Below are 16,706 nucleotides of genomic sequence, written 5' to 3'. Positions count from 1 at the left end.
CCGGGCTCGCGGCCTACTTCGAGGGCGCGCGGCTACTTCAGCTCCGCGAGCACGTCGAACACGGAGGGCCGGTGCGGCTTCCAGCCCAGCGCGCGAGCCCGCTTCGCGCGGATACGGCTGTTGGACGCGAGCGCCAGCCGTCCCAGCTCCACGCCCCAGCGCTTCTCCCCTTCCGCCAGCGGCATGCTGCCCACGGGCAGGTGGAGGCTCTTGCCGATGGCCGTCACCACGTCGCGGAAGTTCGCCTCGCCGTTCTCCGCGAAGAAGAACGTCCCGGCCGGCGCGCGCTCCAGCACCAGGAGGTACAGGTCCGCCAGGTCCTCGATGTGCACGTTGGACCAGACGTTCTCGCCCTTCCCGATGTAGCGCGCCGTGCCCGACTCGCGCGCGTACCGGATGAGCGGCGGCAGCTGCACGCTGTCCGGGTTCAGGCCCAGGCCCTTGCCGTAGATGAGGCACGGGCAGATGACGTTCGAGTGGATGCCGTCCTTCGCGGCGTCCAGCACCGTCTTGTCCAGCGAGATGCGCGCCACCTTCTCCGGGACGGGCTCGATGGGCGTGTCCTCGTCGTGCACGCCCGGGGTCAGCTCGCCGCCCGCGTCGGTGGCGACGATGCTGGAGCCGCTGGTGTGGATGAAGTGCTTGCCGGAGCCCTTCAGCGCGGCGAGCAGCGCCTCCACCACCTTGCGCTCGTCCGCGGACGCCGCGTTGATGACCGCGTCGGCTTCCTTCGCCAGCCGCGCGAGCGCGTCCAGGTCGTCGAACGAAGCGACCGTCGCCTGGATGCCGCGTGCCTCCAGCTCCCGCGCCTTGTCCTGCGTCCGGGCGGTGCCCACCACCTGGTGCCCCGCCGCCATCAACCGCGCCGCCACCGACCCGCCGATGTACCCCGTCGCGCCCAACACGAAGACTTTCATGGTCCGCTCCCGTGAATGGGAGGAAACCTGCACTGTTCCCCCATGGACGGGTAGTGGCTTGCCGGGCACATGTCCTGTTCCTAGAGTTCTTGAATGACCCTCATCCAGGAGCCGCTCGCCGGTTTGGGCGCCTTCGTGCGCACGCTCGAAACGGGCAGCTTCAGCGCGGCGGCCCGGGCGCTCGGCGTGTCCCCTTCCGCGGTCAGCAAGACGGTGGCCCGCCTGGAGGGCCGGTTGGGGGTGCTGCTCCTCCAGCGCGGCACGCGGCGGCTCCAGCCGACACCGGAGGGGCTGTCGCTCTTCGAGCGGGGCCAGCGCATCGTGGCGGAGCTGGAGGCGGCGCAAGGAGAGCTGCGCGAGTCGAAGGGTCCTCGCGGTCCGCTGCACGTCACCGCGCCCATGGACCTGGGCCGTCACTGGCTGGTGCCACGGCTGCCGGCGTTCCTCGCCGCGTATCCCCAGATTCAGTGCGCGCTGGGACTCACGGACCGCTTCATCGACCTGGTGGAGGAGCGCGTGGACGTGGGGCTGCGCATGGGGGAGAGCGCGGACACGCGGCTCGTGCGGCGGCGGCTGGGAGAGTCTCGCGCCGTCATCTGCGCCTCACCCGCGTACCTGCGCCGGCACGGCACGCCCCGGAAGGTGGCGGACCTCCAGCGCCATGCGTGTCTGGCTTACTTACGCGGCGGCCAGCGCGTCCCGTGGCGACTGGATGGCAAGGAGGTGGACGTGCCCGGCCCCTTCGCGTCCGACAACAACGAAGCGCTGCTGACGTTGGCGCAGGAGGGCGTGGGCATCGCGCGCATCCCGGAGTTCGTCGCCACGCAGGCGCTGGCCTCCGGGCGGCTGCGGGCCGTGCTCGGCGAGGTGCACTCGCCGGGGCCCGACGTGTTCGTCGTCTATCCGGAGCGCCGGCACCTGTCGCCCCGCGTCCGCGTGTTCGTGGACTTCGTGGCGGACGCGTTCGCGCGCGAGGAGACGAGGCCGGGCACGAAGCCCCGGCCCCGGCGGTGACGGCGGTCAGTAGATCTTGTCGCCCTTCTCCACGCCGAAGGGGGAAGCCGGCATCTGGATGCCGTTCACCGTCGTCCCGCCGTTGTGGATGGAGGGGAACATGGGCTCCATGCTCTGCGGGAACCCGAACGTGGGCTTCGTGAGCTCATCCAGCCGGCCCAGCTCCTCGGCCGTGAGCTTCACGTCGGCGGCCTTCAGGTTGTCCTCGAGCTGCGCGATCCGCCGCGCGCCGATGATGGTCGATCCCACCCCCGGCTTCGCCATGACCCAGGCCAGCGCCACGCGCGCCGGAGTGCTCTCATGCACGCGAGCGATGGCCTCGAGCGCGTCGACGACGGTGTAGGTCTTCTCGTTCAGGTAGGGCTCGATGAAGGCGCCCCGGTCTCCCTTCAGCTGGCCCGCGTTCTTGCGCGTGTACTTGCCGCTGAGCGCGCCGCTCTTGAGCGGCGACCAGGGGGTGATGCCCAGCCCGTGCTCCAGGGCCATGGGGACCAGTTCCTGCTCCACGCTGCGCTCGAGCAGCGAGTATTCAATCTGCAACCCGATGAAGGCCGACCAGCCCCGGAAGCGCGCGGTGACGTTGGCCTCGACGACCTTCCACGCGGGCGTGTCGGAGACGCCGAGGTAGCGGACCTTGCCGGCCCGGACCAGGTCCTCCAGCGCGGCCATCGTCTCGTCGATGGGCGTGTGCTTGTCCCAGTTGTGCAGCCAGTAGAGGTCGATGTAGTCGGTCTGCAGGCGGCGGAGCGAGTTCTCGCACGCAGAGATGATGGACTTGCGGCCGGAGCCGCCCCCGTTCGGGTCGCCGGGGTAGAGGTTGCCGCTGAACTTCGTGGCGATGACCAGGCGGTCGCGCCGGGCAGCGTGCTTGCCGACGTGGTCACCGATGATCTTCTCGGAATGGCTCTTCGTGTAGAAGTTCGCGGTGTCGATGAAGTTGCCGCCCAGTTCGATGAACCGGTCGATGATGTGCTGGGACTCCTCCACGCTGGTGCCCCAGCCAAGGTCTTCACCGAACGTCATCGCACCAAGGCACAGCGGGCTCACGCGCAGGCCGGAGCGGCCGAGCGTGACGTAATGGTCGAGAGGCATGGGGGCTCCAGGGGATGTGTTACCGTTTCAGGGAGGCCGAATTGGTTCAGCCTTGAATTGATTTAATTTTGTACCAATTTCCGCGCAAGGGCCCATGTCGAGAATCGACCCGGCGAAGATCTGGTCGCTGAACTACAACCTGTTGATGTCGGTCATCGCGGGGGTCTCGCCCGACATCTCCGGGTTGGGGTTGGACACGAAGGAGCTGTTCGTGCTGGCGCAGGTGGAGGAGCACCCCTACCCGGCCGAGCTGGCGGCGACCCTGAGCATGCCGAAGCCGACCATCACGGTGTACGTGAAGCGGCTGGAGGCGGCGGGCTTCCTGCGCCGGGAGATCGACGCGGAGGACCTGCGGCGGCACCGGCTGCAGGTCACCCCGGCGGGTCGCAAGGTGACGGCGAAGGGGCTCGCGATGCTGTCGGAGGCGTTCGGCGCGCGGCTCGGCCGCTTGAGTGCGGCGGAGCAGGCCGAGCTCCGGAGCCTGCTCGAGAAGCTGAGCTGACGTCGGCTTGAATCCAGCCAATCCCCTGGTGCGTAATCCCGGCCATGACGCCGAGGCGGTTTTCGCCCGGCCGGGAGTTCCCCATTCATGCAGACGCGTCGCGCGGGTGAAGTGGTTCTGGGTGCACTGGTGTGCTGGATGCTCGCTGCCTGTGGCGGCGACAAGGTGAAGGTCCAGGGCCACGTCACCAACGGAGGCGGGCAGCAGTCGCAGGGGCTCACCGACGGCGCGCCCGCGCTGGCCGGGGATGGGACGGTTTCGGCGGCGGCCACGGTGCGGATCAGCCGCGTGGTGGCGTCCGGAGACCTGACCACGCTGGCGGAGGCCGACGTCGAGGCGGATGGCAGCTACATGCTGGAGCTGGACGGCGCGGGGCAGCGGCTGATCATCGAAGCTGTAAACCGGGCGGGCGTCACGGTGGGCTCCGCGGTGCTGGACTCCACGACGCCGCAAACCGGTCAGGAGGTGCGCACGGCGCCGCCCATCACCAGTGAGTCCTCGCTGGAGGCGGAGGTCTTCGTCCAGATGGCGCGGGACGGGGACGCGGCGAACAGCGTGGACACGGTGGACCTGCGCGCGCGGCTGAACGCGGAGCAGGCGGCGGCGGTCCGGGGCCAGCTCAAGGAGACGGCGACCGAGTCGGTGGAGGCGCTCGCCGCGGCGGTGCGCGCGGCGCAAGCGACGCGGATCAAGGCGTACACCCGGGCCGGCGTGGCGGTCACGCAGGAGCAACTCTTCAGTGCGTCGTTGGATGCGTCCGCGCAGTTGGACGCGGCGCTGGATGCCGGCGGACAGTCCGCGGCGGGGGCCTACGACACGTTCTTCGCGGCGGTGCGCGCGGCCACGCCCCAGGCGAACGACGCGCAGGACCAGCAGGCGGAGCGCGAGGCCAGCGTGGCCTATCGCATGGCTGTGGATGCGCGGCTGTCCTCGGGAGCAGGGATCGCGGTCGCGGACGTGTCATTGCGAGCCGCCGCCGCGCTGGAGGCCCGGGTCACCGAGGCCGCCGTGAAGGCCCTGCTCCAGGGCGCGAGCGCCACCGACCTGACAGTGCAGCAGGCGAACACCGCCGCCACGTCGCTGCGCGCGAACCTCTCTTCCGCCACGTCGGCCAGCGCCGCCGCCACGGCCTGGGCGAACTACAACACCCAGCTCGCGACCGGCGGCAGCACGTCTGTGATGGGGGCTCAGTTGGGGGTGACGAGCAGCAACCAGCTCGCCTTCGACTCGGCGGTCCACGTGGGAGCGCAGGCGGGCGCGACGCTCGAAGCCACGCTGGGCACGGTGCTGGAACAGTCCGGAAAGGCGTCCGCCACGGTGCTCTCGGACGCGGTGGTCAGTGCCTTCTCCACCTATGACGCCGCGGTGCGCGGAGGTGCCTCCGCCACCCTGACGGCCTTCGGCCCCAAGGCCACCACCGGAGTGGAGCTGCTGATCATCTCCGAGGGGTCGTTCCGGCTGCGGTAGGCGCCCGTTACGGATGAGGGGTGCCTTCCTCCGCTCGCTGCTCCTCCCGCCGCAGCGAGCGGTCCAGCACGAAGTTCCCGAACGGCACCAGCGACGCGCCGAACACCGCGAACGAACGGCGCGCCGTCCAGCCGTGTTCGGATGCCGCGCGAAACAGTGACGACACGAAGAGCAGGAACAGCAGCCCGTGGACGCTGCCGGTAATCCGCACCGCCAGGGGCTGATCCAACAGGTACTTCACCGGCATCGCGATGAAGAGCAGCCCCAGGAAGGACATCCCCTCCAGGAAGGCCACCCACCGCAGCTGTCTCAGCGCATTCATGTGTCCACCCAGGGCCAGCGCGGCCGGAAGACCATCAGCACCAACACGCAGAAGAACGGCACCGCGGCCCAGAGCGCCCCCGCCACCGTGCGCTGTCCTCTGGACGCCATGGCCACCAGCGCCAACTGCGACACCAGCGACAGCGTCAACCCGCCCAGGATCCACGCCTCCGTCAACGCGATGTTGAACTGGAGCGTGAGCAGGTAGCCCGCCGTCCACGTCACCACCAACCCCGGTGACGCGATGGCGTGCACCGCGCGCTTGCGGTCCCGGGACTCCGTCGCGGCCAGCGCCCCCACGAGCCCGCCGCCGTAGAGCACCACACCCACGAACTTCAGCAGGAGCAGCAAGCGGTAGATCAACACCCGTCACACGTCCCGGACACGCAGTGGCGGCCATCGCCACGAAGCCTCGTCCGTATGACACGGGCCCCACCCCTACCGTGAGTGGCGGAAACGCCATCTTTCGACGACTTCCCGCCACGGCACCCGGCTGGCGGGAACACCCCCACCCTGGCATCTTCCCGCCATGCACACCGTGGCCATCGTCGCGCTGGATGGAGTGGTGCCCTTCGACCTCGCGATTCCCACCGAGGTCTTCGGCCGCGTGCGACTGCCGGGCGGCGGCGCGGGCTACCAGGTCCGCGTCTGCGGCGTGACACCCGAGGTCCACGCGGGCGCATTCCGGGTGAAGACCCAGCACGGCCTGGGCGCGCTGGCACGCGCGGACACCATCGTCCTGCCGGGCATCTCGGATGTCTCCGCACCCTTTCCACCCCAGCTCCTGAAGGCGCTCCGCGCGGCGGCCCGCCGGGGCACGCGCATCGCGTCCATCTGCTCCGGGGCCTTCCTTCTGGCCGCGACCGGGCTGCTCGACGGGCTGCGCGCCACCACCCACTGGATGGGCACGGAGGAACTGGCCCGGCGCCATCCCCTCATCCAGGTGGACCCGAACGTCCTCTACGTCGATAACGGCCAGTTCCTCACCTCCGCGGGCGCGGCGGCGGGCCTGGACCTGTGCCTGCACCTGGTGCGGCGCGACCATGGCTCCGCCGTGGCGGCGGATGCGGCGCGGCTGGCCGTGATGCCGCTGGAGCGCGACGGCGGCCAGTCCCAGTTCATCACCCACGCACCACCTTCACCGGAAGGCGCGTCGCTGGAGCCGCTCCTGCGCTGGATGGAGGACCACCTGCACCGCCCGCTCACGCTCCCAGCCCTCGCCCGGAAGGCGGCGATGAGCGAGCGCACCCTGAGCCGTCGCTTCCGGGAACAGACCGGCACCACGCCGCTCCAGTGGCTCCTGCGCGCCCGCGTGCGCCGCGCCCAGCACCTGCTGGAGACCACCGGTCGGTCCGTGGAGGCCGTCGCGGAAGAAGTGGGCTTCCATTCGCCCACCACGTTCCGCGAACACTTCCAACGCTTCGTCACCACCAGTCCCCTCGCCTACCGCCGTGCGTTCCGGGGAGGAGCACGCCTCAGTGCTGGTGGCCGAAGCGCACCTCCACCTGTGGGTGCGCCGCGACGAAGGCGCGCAGCTTCTTGAAGCTCTCCACGCTGCGCGGCCCGTCCTCCGTGAAGGTGCCCGGCTCCACGTCGTGCTCCCAGCCCCAGCGCGTGTGGCTGGCGTCGCCCAACAGCAGCACCGGCCCCTTCGTGGAGCGCACGAGGTACGCGGTGCTGCCCGGCGTGTGCCCCGGCACCCAGAGCGCCCACACGGAGCCGTCCCCGAAGATGTCCACCGCGCCGTCGAAGAGGCCCTTCGGGTCGGCCGTGTAGTTCCACTCCGACAGCGCCGGCTTGCCCTCCAGCGCGCGGTCCGTGGCGCCCTGCACCACCAGGTTCCGGAAGGCGCGGAGGCCCGCCTCGCCCGGGCCGGTGTACACGGGCGTCCCCGCCGGTGCGTCCGCCATGCCGCTGATGTGATCCGGATGCAGGTGCGTGAGGAAGACGCCGGAGAGCGGCTGGGGCTGCTTCGCCAGCCACTCGCCCAGCGGCGCCAGCACCTTCATCTTCTCCATGTGCATCGCGCTTACGATGATGCTGCCCAGCGCCGCGCGGTCCGGCGCGTCCCGCAGCGCCGTCTCCACGCCCGTGTCCACGATGTACATCCCCTTCGTGGGGTGGCGCAGCGCGTGGAAGAAGACCTGCGCGGGCTCGTCTCCGTCCTCCAGGTGCGCCGCCTTCGCCGTCGGGTGGTCCAGGTTGATGAGGCCGCTCCGGTCCACGGCCCAGTCGCACGAAGTGACCGTCTCCAGCTCCACCGGCCCGGGCACGTCCAGCTCCGCCAGCACCGCGTCCGCCGGGCGCGTCACGCCGAGCGCGGACTTCTGGACGCCGTGCGAGGACGTGGCGCAGCCGGTGGTGAACCCAGCGATACCGAGGCAGAGCGCGAGCAGGGAGGACTTCATGGCGGACTCCTTCTTCCTTCCGGCGCGAGGCACCGGGCGTTCGGGACAGGCGGCAAGATGCGCGATGCGTCCGTGGATGGAAATCCGCGAAAGCGGCATGATGCCATCCATTCATGGATATCTCCTGGGATGACGCCCGGCTGTTCCTCGCCATCGCGGAGACGGGCAGCTTCAGCGGGGCCGCGCGGCGGCTGCGCATCGGACAGCCCACGGTGAGCCGGCGGCTGGCCGCGCTGGAGTACGCGGTGGGCTCGGCGCTGTTCCGCCGGAGCGTGGATGGCGCGGCGCTCACGGCGGCGGGTGAGCGGCTGCTCGTGCCCGCGAAGAAGATGGCGGAGTGGGCCGGAGAGCTGCACCGCGCGGCGGAGTCCGCGGACAGCTCGCCCCGGGGCATCGTGCGCGTGACGGCCACGCCCTACATGAGCTTCGACTTCGTGGCCCCCTTCGCCGCCTTCGTCTCCCAGAAGCACCCGGGCCTGCGCCTGGAGGTGCAATCCCAGATTCAATACCTGGACCTGGGGCGCGGCGAGGCGGACCTCGCGCTGCGCGGACGGCCTCCCACCAGCGCGGACCTGAAGCTCGTGGACACGCTGGAGGTCCCCAACGCCGTCTTCGTGTCCAAGGCCCTCAAGGCCCGGCTGCCGAAGAAGGTGTCGCTCCAGCAGCTGCCCTGGGTGGCCTGGGCGCCTCCCTACGAAGCCGTCCCGCCCAACCCCCAATTGGAGTCGATGATCCCCGGCTTCAGTCCGTCATTCACGGCGGACAACTACCTGGTGATGCTCGCGGCGGCGGAGGCCGGCCTGGGCGCGATGGTGATGGCGCGCCTGGCGCACCGCTTCGCCCGCCCCTCGCGCCTGGTCCCGCTGGAGCTGGACCTGGGGCCCTTCTCCCGGAGCCAGACCCACCTGGTGTGCGCGAAGTCCGCGCTGGATATTCCCCGCGTACGACGTGTGTCAGAGCTGTTGTTGGAGGAGTTCCAACGAATTCGCCTGGGTCGATGAAAACCCCCAACGGCCGGAACCCCGCGTATTGTCCCCGCCATGCAATCCGCCCGCCCCGCCGCAGCATCCTACGTCCTCATCGACGCCGAGAACGTTGATTGGGCCGTCTCCAACATCGTCGGGCGCAAGCCCGAGCCCCAGGACCGGGTGCAGTTCGACCGGCTCGTCGCCTTCTGCGACACGTATTTCCCCAAGCCGGTGCGGTGCGTGGTGGTGCTCAATTCGCGCGGCGAGCAGCTGCCGGACGCGATGATTGGCTTCGTGCGCGCGCTGAAGTCCGCGGGCTGTGAAGTGGCGCTCTTGCACGGCCGTCCGGACCAGAAGGTCGTGGACCTGGGCATCCTCAAGCTGCTGGAGAACATCCGCACCCAGCGCCCGCAGGCGGCGGTGGGCCTGGCCAGCCACGACGGCGCGGACTTCGCGGAGGCGCTCAAGCCCCTGCTGGAGGAGAAGCGCCAGGTCGCTGTGCTCGGCCTGCGCGAGTACGTGAGCCAGAAATTCCGCGAGCTCACCCCGCTGGGCCTGAAGGTCGTCGACCTGGAGCTCAACGCCCGCGTGTTCCAGCGTCCCCTGCCCCGGCTGCTGCCGGTCAACGTGGACGAGTTCGATCCTTCTCTGTTCGTCTAGCCGCGGTTTCCACGCCGGAGTCCGTCCATGTCATCCGAGTCCGTCCCCCAGCGCGGCGCCGCGTCCGCTTCGCTGCACGCCCTGCTGGAAGCGGAGTGGCAGTACTCGCTCCAGCAGTACCCCACCTACGCGTCGCTCCTGGGGGACCGGCGCTGGAATGACCGATGGGATGACCTGAGCCTCACGGCGCTGGAGGCGGATCACCAGCACAGCCACACCGTGCTGCGCAGGCTTCAGGACGTGGACCGCGCCGCGCTGGACAGCGACGCGGACCGGCTGCACCTGGACCTCTTCCGCCGGATGCACGAGACCTGGATTGAGGAGTACGGGGTGAAGAGTCACCTCCTGCCCCTCAACCAGATGGGAGGCCTGCCGGAGGGGCTCAAGCAGCCGCCGGGGCTCCAGACGGCGTACCAGCTCGCGGACACCCTGCGCTTCGAGACGGTGCGGGACTACGAGGACTGGGTGAAGCGGCTGGAAGGCTTCGGCGCCTACGCGGATCAGGTGGTGGCGCTGATGCGCGAGGGCATGCGCCAGCACCGCATCCACCCGCGCATCGTGCTCCAGCGCATCCCGCCGCAGCTGGAGCGGCAGGTGGTGAAGGATCCGACGCAGAGCGGCTTCTACGGCCCCTTCACCCGCATACCGAAGGACTTCTCTCCCGACGACGCGCGAAGGCTTTCGCAGGCGGGCCGTGACGCCATCGCGAACACCGTGATGCCCGCGCTGAAGCGCGCCCTGGACTTCGTCACCACGGAGTACCTGCCCGCCGCGCCGGAGACGGTGGGCGTGTGGCAGTTCCCGGACGGCGAAGCGCTGTACACGGTGCTCGCGCGCCGGCACACGACGACGCGGATGACGCCAGAGGAGATCCACGCGGTGGGCCTGGCGGAGGTCCAGCGGCTGCGCGCGGAGATGGACGCGGTGATGGCGCGCACGGGCTACACCGGCACGCTCCAGGGCTTCTTCGAAACGCTGCGCACGGAGACGCGCTTCTACGAGCCCACCGGCGAGTCGCTGCTCGCGCGCTACCGGACGCTGGCCCGCCGCATCGACCCGCTGCTCCCGCGGCTGTTCCGGACGATGCCGAAGAAGGCCTACGTCGTCGAACCCATCCCGGAGGCCATGGCCCCGGACGTGACGACGGGCTTCTACTTCCCGGCCTCCGCGGACGGCTCGCGCCCGGGCACGTTCCAGGTGAACCTCTACCGCCCGGAGACGCGGCCCGTCTGGGAGATGGTGCCCCTGACGCTGCACGAGGCCGTGCCCGGCCACCACTTCCAGGTGTCCCTGGCCTCCGAGCAGACGGACGTGCCGGACTTCCGCCGCTTCACGTCCTACGTGGCCTTCGATGAAGGCTGGGCGCTGTACAGCGAGTCCCTGGGCGACGAGCTGGGCCTGTACGACGACCCGCACGACAAGTTCGGCCAGCTCGCCTACGAGATGTGGCGCGCGGTGCGGCTGGTGGTGGACACCGGCCTGCACGCGAAGCGGTGGACGCGGAAGCAGGCGCTGGACTTCTTCATGGAGAACGCGCCGCGCCAGGAGCTGGACGTCACCAACGAGGTGGACCGCTACATCGCGTGGCCCGGCCAGGCGCTGGCGTACAAGGTCGGCCAGCTGCGCATCCGCGCGCTGCGCGACAGGGCGGAGGCCGCGCTGGGGGCGCGCTTCGACGTGAAGGCCTTCCACGACGAGGTGCTCCTGACGGGCTCGCTGCCGTTGGACGTGCTGGAGGCGAAGCTCGACGCGTGGGTGGCCCGGGAGTCCGCGTGAAGCATCCGCTCGTCGCCGGGCTTCTACTGGGAGGCGTGGCCCTGCTGGCGATGGCGGCCTGGGTCGCGGTGCGCAGCGCGCGCTACATCTCCCAGGAGGTGCACCCGCCCCGGCAACCGGTGGGCAGTCCTCCGAAGGACGCGGAGCTCACCGGCCTGCGTGACGTGGCGTTCCAGGACCGCGACGGCCTCCAGCTCAAGGGCTGGTACCTGCCGCCGCGCGACGGGGCGCTCGTCGTCCTGGTCCATGGGCTGTCGGGCAACCGCACGCAGCTGTTGCCCGAGGCCCGCTTCCTGGCCCGGGCCGGGTACGGGCTGGTGCTCTTCGACCTGGGCGCGCACGGCGAGAGCGGCGGCACGGTGTCCACCTACGGCGACCGCGAGGCGGCCCAGGTGCGGGCGGCGGTGGACTTCGCCGCGCTCCAGCCGGAGGTGGACGCGAAGCGCATCGGCGCGCTCGGGTTCTCCCTGGGGGGCTACTCGGTGCTGAAGGCCGCGGCGGAGGATGCGCGCCTCAAGGCCGTGGTGGTGGAGGCCGCGGCCGTGGCCCCCGCCCAGGCGCTCCAGGACGAGCTGGGACACTGGGGTCCCCTGGGCCTGTGGCCGGCGCTGGGGGTGATGAAGCGCGCGGGCGTGGACGTGAACGCCGTGCAGCCCGCGCGGGACATGGCCGCGCTCGCGGGCCGCCCCGTGCTGCTGGTGGCGGGCGAGTCGGATCCGTGGGTGCCGGACGCGGCCCTGGACGACCTGCTTCGCCAGGGTCAAGGACCCTGGGAGAAGTGGCGCGTGCCGGGCGCGGGGCACGAGAGCTACCTCCAGATTTCGCCCGAAGAATATCCACGCAGGGTGCTGGCGTTCTTCTCGCGCTTTCTCTGAATGTGGTGGTTGGGGAGCGGCCGAGGGACCGGCTGGATGTAAGGAATCTGCCCAGACGCGATCATTCCATTCCAGGCATGGCATGCTGTGTGACCGGGTTGACCCGTCTTTCCCATTCTCTTCAATCTCAAACGCCCGGAACCTGACGCTCGGATGGCCCTGGGGGATAAGTCCGTGGACGCAGCGCACATGCAGACAGTGGTGGCGCGTTTCACCGCGCAAGCGTCCCTGACGCCCGACGCCGAGGCGGTCCGGTTCGAGGGAGCGGGACTGACGTACGCGGCGCTGGACCGCCGCTCCAACCAGCTCGCGCACCACCTGCGGGGCCTGGGCGTCACCACGGACGTGCTCGTGGGCGTGTGCCTGGAGCGCTCGGTGGAGATGGTGGTGGCGGTGCTGGCCGTGCTCAAGGCTGGCGGCGCGTATCTGCCATTGGACCCGGCCTATCCCGCGCCACGTCTGGCTTTCATGTTGGAGGACGCGAAGGCGCCAGTGCTGCTCACCCAGGCGAAGCTGCGCGCGGGGCTGCCTGCCTTCGCGGGCCCGGTGCTGTGCCTGGATGAGTCCCCTGCCCTCTTCGCTCCGGAGGCCCCGGCCTCGCCGGTGGACGCGTCCAGCCTGGAGGGGCTCGCCTACGCCATCTACACGTCCGGCTCCACGGGCACGCCCAAGGGCGTGGCGATGGGGCACCGGCCGCTCGCCAACCTCATCGCGTGGCAGCTGGGCCAGTCCATCGCGGGGCCGGGCACGCGCACGCTGCAGTTCTCCCCGCTGTCCTTCGACGTGTCGTTCCAGGAGCTGTTCGGCACCTGGTGCTCCGGCGGAACGCTGGTGCTGGTGCGGGACGAGTTGCGGCTGGATGCCGTGCTGCTGTTGCAGCTGTTGGCGGACGAGCGCGTGGAGCGGCTGTTCCTGCCCTTCATCGCGCTGCAGAACGTGGCGGAGATCGCCACCTCGCACCAGAAGGTGCCGCCCGCCCTGCGCGAGGTCGTCACCGCGGGCGAGCAGCTCCAGGTGACGCACCACCTGCGCGCGTTCTTCTCCGCGCTGCCGGGCTGCGCGCTGCACAACCACTACGGCCCGTCGGAGACGCACGTCGTCTCCAGCTACGTGCTCCGGGGCTCGCCCGACACGTGGCCCGCGCTGCCGCCCATTGGCAAGGCGGTGGACGGCTGCGAGCTGCTGGTGCTGGACGAGCAGAAGAAGCCCGTGCCGCAGGGCGAGTCCGGCGAGCTGTTCCTCGCGGGCGTGTGCCTGGCGAAGGGCTACCTGCACCGCGAGGCGCTGACGGCGGAGCGCTTCGTGCCGCACCCGCTCAAGCCTGCTACCGGCGAGCGCGCGTACAAGACGGGCGACCTGGCGCGCGTGCTGCCGGACGGCAACGTGGAGTTCCTGGGCCGCATCGACGGCCAGGTGAAGGTGCGCGGCTACCGCATCGAGCTGGGCGAGATTGAAGTCGCGCTGGGCAGCCACCCCGCGGTGAAGCAGGTGGCGGTGGTGGCGCGCGAGGACGTGCCCGGCGACAAGCGGCTGGTGGCCTACGTCGTCCCGGACGGCACGCTGGAGCACGCGGCCGGGACGCTGCGGCGCCACCTGTCCACGCGGGTGCCGGACTACATGGTGCCCTCCGCGTTCGTGGTGATGGACGCCCTGCCGCGCACGCCCAGCGGGAAGATTGATCGCCGGAGCCTGCCCGCCCCGCTGCCCACGCGGCCGGAGCTGCAGCAGGCGTTCGTCGCGCCGCGCTCGCCGCTGGAGCGCACGTTCGCTGACGCGTGGGCGCAGCTGTTGCGCATCGACCGGGTGGGCGTGCACGACAGCTTCTTCGAGCTGGGCGGCAACTCGCTGCTCGCGCTCCAGTGCGTGGCGCGGCTGCGGCAGGCGCACGGGCTGGAGATCCCCATCGTCCAGCTGTTCCAGTCCCCCACGGTGGCGCAGCTGGCGGCGGTGCTGACGGGGGACGCGTCGCGTCCGTCGCTCAAGCAGCTGGCGGAGGCGCGGCAGGCGAAGCGGCAGCAGGCGGCGGGCGGCGCGGAGCCGGTGGCCATCATCGGCATGGCGGGCCGCTTCCCGGGCGCGCCTGACGTCGAGACGTTCTGGAAGAACCTGGTGGGCGGCGTGGAGTCCGTCGCCACCTTCACGCGCGAGGAGGTGGACCCGTCCGTGCCCGCCGCCGAGCGCGACGCCCCCGAGTACGTGCGGGCGCGCGGCGTCCTGGACGGCGTGGAGCTGTTCGACGCGGCCTTCTTCGGGATCATGCCGAAGGAGGCGCAGGTGATGGATCCGCAGCAGCGCCTGTTCCTGGAGACGGCGTGGGAGGCGCTGGAGTCCGCCGGCTGCGTGCCGGAGACGTACCCCGGCCTCATCGGCGTCTTCGCGGGCACGCACAACAACAGCTACCAGCCGCTGCACGTGCTGCCCCGGCAGGACATCGTGGGCCGGGTGGGCGCCTTCCAGGCGATGGTCGCCAACGAGAAGGACTACGTGGCGACCCGCGTCGCGCACAAGCTGGACCTGCGCGGGCCCGCGCTGTCGCTCAACACCGCGTGCTCCACGTCGCTGGTCGCGGTGGCGCAGGCCTTCTGGGCGCTCCAGACGCACCAGTGCGACGTGGCGCTGGCGGGCGGCGCGTCCGTGACGGTGCCGCAGAAGTCCGGCCACCTGTACCAGGAGGGCGGCATGCTCTCCCAGGACGGGCACTGCCGCCCCTTCGACGCGAACGCCACCGGCACCCTCTTCAGCGACGGCCTGGGCGCAGTGGTGCTCAAGCGCCTGTCGGACGCGCAGGCGGACGGCGACGTCATCCACGCGGTGCTGCGCGGCGTGGGCATCAACAACGACGGCGCGGCCAAGGTGAGCTTCGCGGCGCCGGGCGTGGAGGGCCAGGCCACCGCCATCGCGACGGCGCACGCGAACGCGGGCATCGACCCGCGCACCATCCGCTACGTGGAGGCGCACGGCACGGCGACGCCGCTGGGCGACCCCATCGAGGTGGAGGCACTGTCCCAGGCGTTCCGCGCGCACACGTCCGACACGGGCTTCTGCGCCATCGGTTCGGTGAAGAGCAACTTCGGCCACCTCACCGCCGCGGCGGGCGTGGCGGGCCTCTTGAAGACGGTGCTCTCGCTGAAGCACCGCGAGCTGCCGCCGACGCTGCACTTCCAGACGCCCAACCCCAAGATCGACTTCCCGCGCAGCCCCTTCTTCGTGCAGGCGAAGCGCTCCGCGTGGCCGGAGGGCACGGGCCCTCTGCGCGCGGGGGTGAGCTCGTTCGGCGTGGGCGGCACCAACGCGCACGTCGTGGTGGAGGAGGCCCCGGAGCGTCCGGCCTCCGGCCCGTCGAAGCCGCGCCAGCTCCTCACGCTGTCCGCGAAGACGCCCGCGGCAGTGACGCAGGCGGCGCTGCGGCTGGCCGCGCACCTCCAGGCGCATCCGGAGGATTCGCTCGCGGACGTGGCGCACACGCTGGCCACGGGCCGCAAGGCGTTCCCGTTCCGCCGCGCCGTGGTGGCGGGCACCCATGAGGAAGCGGTGCGGGCGCTGACGGCCGCGGAGCCGGAGGCCTCCGGGTTGGAGTCCACGCCGCCCGTCGCGTTCCTCTTCCCGGGTCAGGGCTCGCAGCACCCGGACATGGCGCACGGGCTGTACCGCCACGCGCCGGCCTTCCGCGCCACGGTGGATGCGTGCGCGGAGGTGCTCAAGCCGCTGCTCGGGCGCGACCTGCGCGAGGTGCTCTTCCCCAAGGACCCGGAATCTCCCGAGGCCGCGGAGGCGCTGCGCCAGACGTCGTTCGCGCAGGCGGCCCTCTTCACGGTGGAGTACGCGCTCGCGCAGCTCTGGTGGAGCTGGGGCGTGCGGCCGGGCGCGCTCGTGGGCCACAGCGTGGGCGAGTTCGTCGCCGCGTGCCTCGCGGGCGTCTTCACGTTGGAGGACGCGCTGCACCTGGTGGCGAAGCGCGGCCAGCTGATGCAGGCCCAGGCGCCGGGCAGCATGCTGTCGGTGCGCCTGTCCGCCGAAGCGGTGGCGCCCAAGCTGACGGACGGGCTGGCCATCGCGTCGGACAACGGGCCCCGCCTGTGCGTGGTGTCCGGGCCCACGGAGGCCGTGCAGCGGCTGCAGGCCGCGCTGGAGGCGGAGGGCACCGCGTGCCGGATGCTCCAGACGTCGCACGCGTTCCACTCGCCGATGATGGACGCCGCGGTGGCGCCCTTCCTGGAGACGGTGAAGGGCATGCGCCTGTCCGAGCCGCGCATCCCCATCGTCTCCACCGCGACGGGCACGTGGCTGAAGGCCTCCGAGGCGACGTCCCCTGAATACTGGGCGCGGCACCTGCGTGACACGGTCCGCTTCTCCCCCGCGCTGCGCACACTCTGGGACAAGGGCGACCACCTGCTGTTGGAGGTGGGCCCGCGCGTGACGCTCGCCACGCTGGCGCGGCAGCAGGCCACGGCCGACCAGCGCTCGCGGGTATTTGCCTCCCTGGGCGAGTCCACCGGCGATGCCGCGGACTGGACCGCCCTGTTGACCGCCGCGGGCCAGCTCTGGCGCCGGGGCGTGGCCCTGGACTGGCGGGCCTTCCACGCCGACGAGCAGCGCCAGCGCGTCACCCTTCCCACGTATCCCTTCCAGCGGCAGCGCCACTGGATCGACCTCGAGCGGGCGTCCGTGCCCGCCCCCACCCTCTCCACCGGAGTCGCCGTGAGTCC

14 protein-coding genes are annotated in these 16,706 nt (G+C 71.0%); 9 read left to right on the top strand and 5 right to left on the bottom strand.

Features of this window, described 5'->3' with window-relative positions:
- Positions 1-32: 32 nt before the first annotated feature.
- The gene (locus tag D7Y21_RS07815) at positions 33-917 is read right to left on the bottom strand and encodes an NAD-dependent epimerase/dehydratase family protein (RefSeq protein WP_121712244.1); all 885 of its coding nucleotides are present in this window, start codon (positions 915-917) and stop codon (positions 33-35) included.
- 93 nt (positions 918-1,010) lie between these two features.
- Here D7Y21_RS07815 and D7Y21_RS07810 point away from each other — a divergent pair, with 93 nt between their 5' ends.
- Positions 1,011-1,931 carry a LysR family transcriptional regulator gene (locus D7Y21_RS07810; protein ID WP_121712242.1) on the top strand — a complete coding sequence of 307 codons (921 nt, stop codon included), beginning with the start codon at positions 1,011-1,013 and terminating at the stop codon, positions 1,929-1,931.
- 6 nt (positions 1,932-1,937) lie between these two features.
- Here D7Y21_RS07810 and D7Y21_RS07805 read toward each other — a convergent pair whose 3' ends face one another.
- Positions 1,938-3,023, bottom strand: coding sequence for an aldo/keto reductase (locus D7Y21_RS07805; protein ID WP_121712240.1), 1,086 nt, complete (start codon positions 3,021-3,023; stop codon positions 1,938-1,940).
- A 94-nt stretch (positions 3,024-3,117) separates the two neighbouring features.
- Here D7Y21_RS07805 and D7Y21_RS07800 point away from each other — a divergent pair, with 94 nt between their 5' ends.
- Both D7Y21_RS07800 and D7Y21_RS07795 read left to right on the top strand, forming a co-directional pair.
- Positions 3,118-3,525, top strand: coding sequence for a MarR family winged helix-turn-helix transcriptional regulator (locus D7Y21_RS07800; RefSeq protein WP_199735379.1), 408 nt, complete (start codon positions 3,118-3,120; stop codon positions 3,523-3,525).
- Positions 3,526-3,612: 87 nt separating this feature from the next.
- Positions 3,613-4,992 (top strand): hypothetical protein, encoded by a 1,380-nt coding sequence (locus D7Y21_RS07795; RefSeq protein WP_147469214.1) that lies wholly within the window; start codon positions 3,613-3,615, stop codon positions 4,990-4,992.
- A 7-nt stretch (positions 4,993-4,999) separates the two neighbouring features.
- Here D7Y21_RS07795 and D7Y21_RS07790 read toward each other — a convergent pair whose 3' ends face one another.
- Both D7Y21_RS07790 and D7Y21_RS07785 read right to left on the bottom strand, forming a co-directional pair.
- Positions 5,000-5,314 (bottom strand): DUF3817 domain-containing protein, encoded by a 315-nt coding sequence (locus tag D7Y21_RS07790; protein WP_121712237.1) that lies wholly within the window; start codon positions 5,312-5,314, stop codon positions 5,000-5,002.
- A complete protein-coding gene (locus D7Y21_RS07785) occupies positions 5,311-5,679 on the bottom strand; it encodes a hypothetical protein (RefSeq protein WP_120564304.1) in 369 nt (122 codons plus the stop codon). Before D7Y21_RS07785 ends, D7Y21_RS07790 begins: the two co-directional genes overlap by 4 nt.
- 163 nt (positions 5,680-5,842) lie before the next feature.
- On the opposite strand from D7Y21_RS07785, the gene D7Y21_RS07780 reads away from it, so the two are divergent.
- Positions 5,843-6,856: a GlxA family transcriptional regulator gene (locus D7Y21_RS07780; protein WP_121712234.1), complete on the top strand. Its 1,014-nt coding sequence runs from the start codon at positions 5,843-5,845 to the stop codon at positions 6,854-6,856.
- Here D7Y21_RS07780 and D7Y21_RS07775 read toward each other — a convergent pair.
- Complete coding sequence (locus tag D7Y21_RS07775) at positions 6,789-7,721, bottom strand: MBL fold metallo-hydrolase (protein WP_120564496.1); 933 nt, start codon at positions 7,719-7,721, stop codon at positions 6,789-6,791. The two genes, D7Y21_RS07780 and D7Y21_RS07775, sit on opposite strands and share 68 nt — an antisense overlap.
- 113 nt (positions 7,722-7,834) lie before the next feature.
- On the opposite strand from D7Y21_RS07775, the gene D7Y21_RS07770 reads away from it, so the two are divergent.
- The 5 genes from D7Y21_RS07770 to D7Y21_RS07750 all read left to right on the top strand — a co-directional run.
- Positions 7,835-8,722: a LysR family transcriptional regulator gene (locus D7Y21_RS07770; protein WP_121712233.1), complete on the top strand. Its 888-nt coding sequence runs from the start codon at positions 7,835-7,837 to the stop codon at positions 8,720-8,722.
- Positions 8,723-8,761: 39 nt separating this feature from the next.
- Complete coding sequence (locus D7Y21_RS07765; protein WP_120564301.1) at positions 8,762-9,349, top strand: NYN domain-containing protein; 588 nt, start codon at positions 8,762-8,764, stop codon at positions 9,347-9,349.
- Positions 9,350-9,376: 27 nt separating this feature from the next.
- Positions 9,377-11,125, top strand: a complete 1,749-nt coding sequence (locus D7Y21_RS07760) for a DUF885 family protein (protein ID WP_121712231.1) — start codon at positions 9,377-9,379, stop codon at positions 11,123-11,125.
- Positions 11,122-12,000, top strand: coding sequence for an alpha/beta hydrolase (locus D7Y21_RS07755; RefSeq protein WP_147469213.1), 879 nt, complete (start codon positions 11,122-11,124; stop codon positions 11,998-12,000). Before D7Y21_RS07760 ends, D7Y21_RS07755 begins: the two co-directional genes overlap by 4 nt.
- 174 nt (positions 12,001-12,174) lie before the next feature.
- The coding region (locus D7Y21_RS07750) for a polyketide synthase (RefSeq protein ID WP_158627251.1) at positions 12,175-16,706 on the top strand (4,532 nt) is incomplete at its 3' end.

The sequence above is a fragment of the Corallococcus sp. AB045 genome, assembly GCF_003668895.1.
Taxonomy (GTDB): domain Bacteria; phylum Myxococcota; class Myxococcia; order Myxococcales; family Myxococcaceae; genus Corallococcus; species Corallococcus coralloides.
This window is presented reverse-complemented; position numbering and strand designations above follow the sequence as displayed.

Excerpts from the sequence above, each read along its gene's own strand:
- D7Y21_RS07815 (WP_121712244.1), bottom strand. The coding sequence starts at position 917 with ATGAAAGTCTTCGTGTTGGGCGCGACGGGGTACATCGGCGGGTCGGTG.
- D7Y21_RS07810 (WP_121712242.1), top strand. The coding sequence starts at position 1,011 with ATGACCCTCATCCAGGAGCCGCTCGCCGGTTTGGGCGCCTTCGTGCGC.
- D7Y21_RS07805 (WP_121712240.1), bottom strand. The coding sequence starts at position 3,023 with ATGCCTCTCGACCATTACGTCACGCTCGGCCGCTCCGGCCTGCGCGTG.
- D7Y21_RS07800 (WP_199735379.1), top strand. The coding sequence starts at position 3,118 with ATGTCGAGAATCGACCCGGCGAAGATCTGGTCGCTGAACTACAACCTG.
- D7Y21_RS07795 (WP_147469214.1), top strand. The coding sequence starts at position 3,613 with ATGCAGACGCGTCGCGCGGGTGAAGTGGTTCTGGGTGCACTGGTGTGC.
- D7Y21_RS07790 (WP_121712237.1), bottom strand. The coding sequence starts at position 5,314 with ATGAATGCGCTGAGACAGCTGCGGTGGGTGGCCTTCCTGGAGGGGATG.
- D7Y21_RS07780 (WP_121712234.1), top strand. The coding sequence starts at position 5,843 with ATGCACACCGTGGCCATCGTCGCGCTGGATGGAGTGGTGCCCTTCGAC.
- D7Y21_RS07775 (WP_120564496.1), bottom strand. The coding sequence starts at position 7,721 with ATGAAGTCCTCCCTGCTCGCGCTCTGCCTCGGTATCGCTGGGTTCACC.
- D7Y21_RS07770 (WP_121712233.1), top strand. The coding sequence starts at position 7,835 with ATGGATATCTCCTGGGATGACGCCCGGCTGTTCCTCGCCATCGCGGAG.
- D7Y21_RS07765 (WP_120564301.1), top strand. The coding sequence starts at position 8,762 with ATGCAATCCGCCCGCCCCGCCGCAGCATCCTACGTCCTCATCGACGCC.
- D7Y21_RS07760 (WP_121712231.1), top strand. The coding sequence starts at position 9,377 with ATGTCATCCGAGTCCGTCCCCCAGCGCGGCGCCGCGTCCGCTTCGCTG.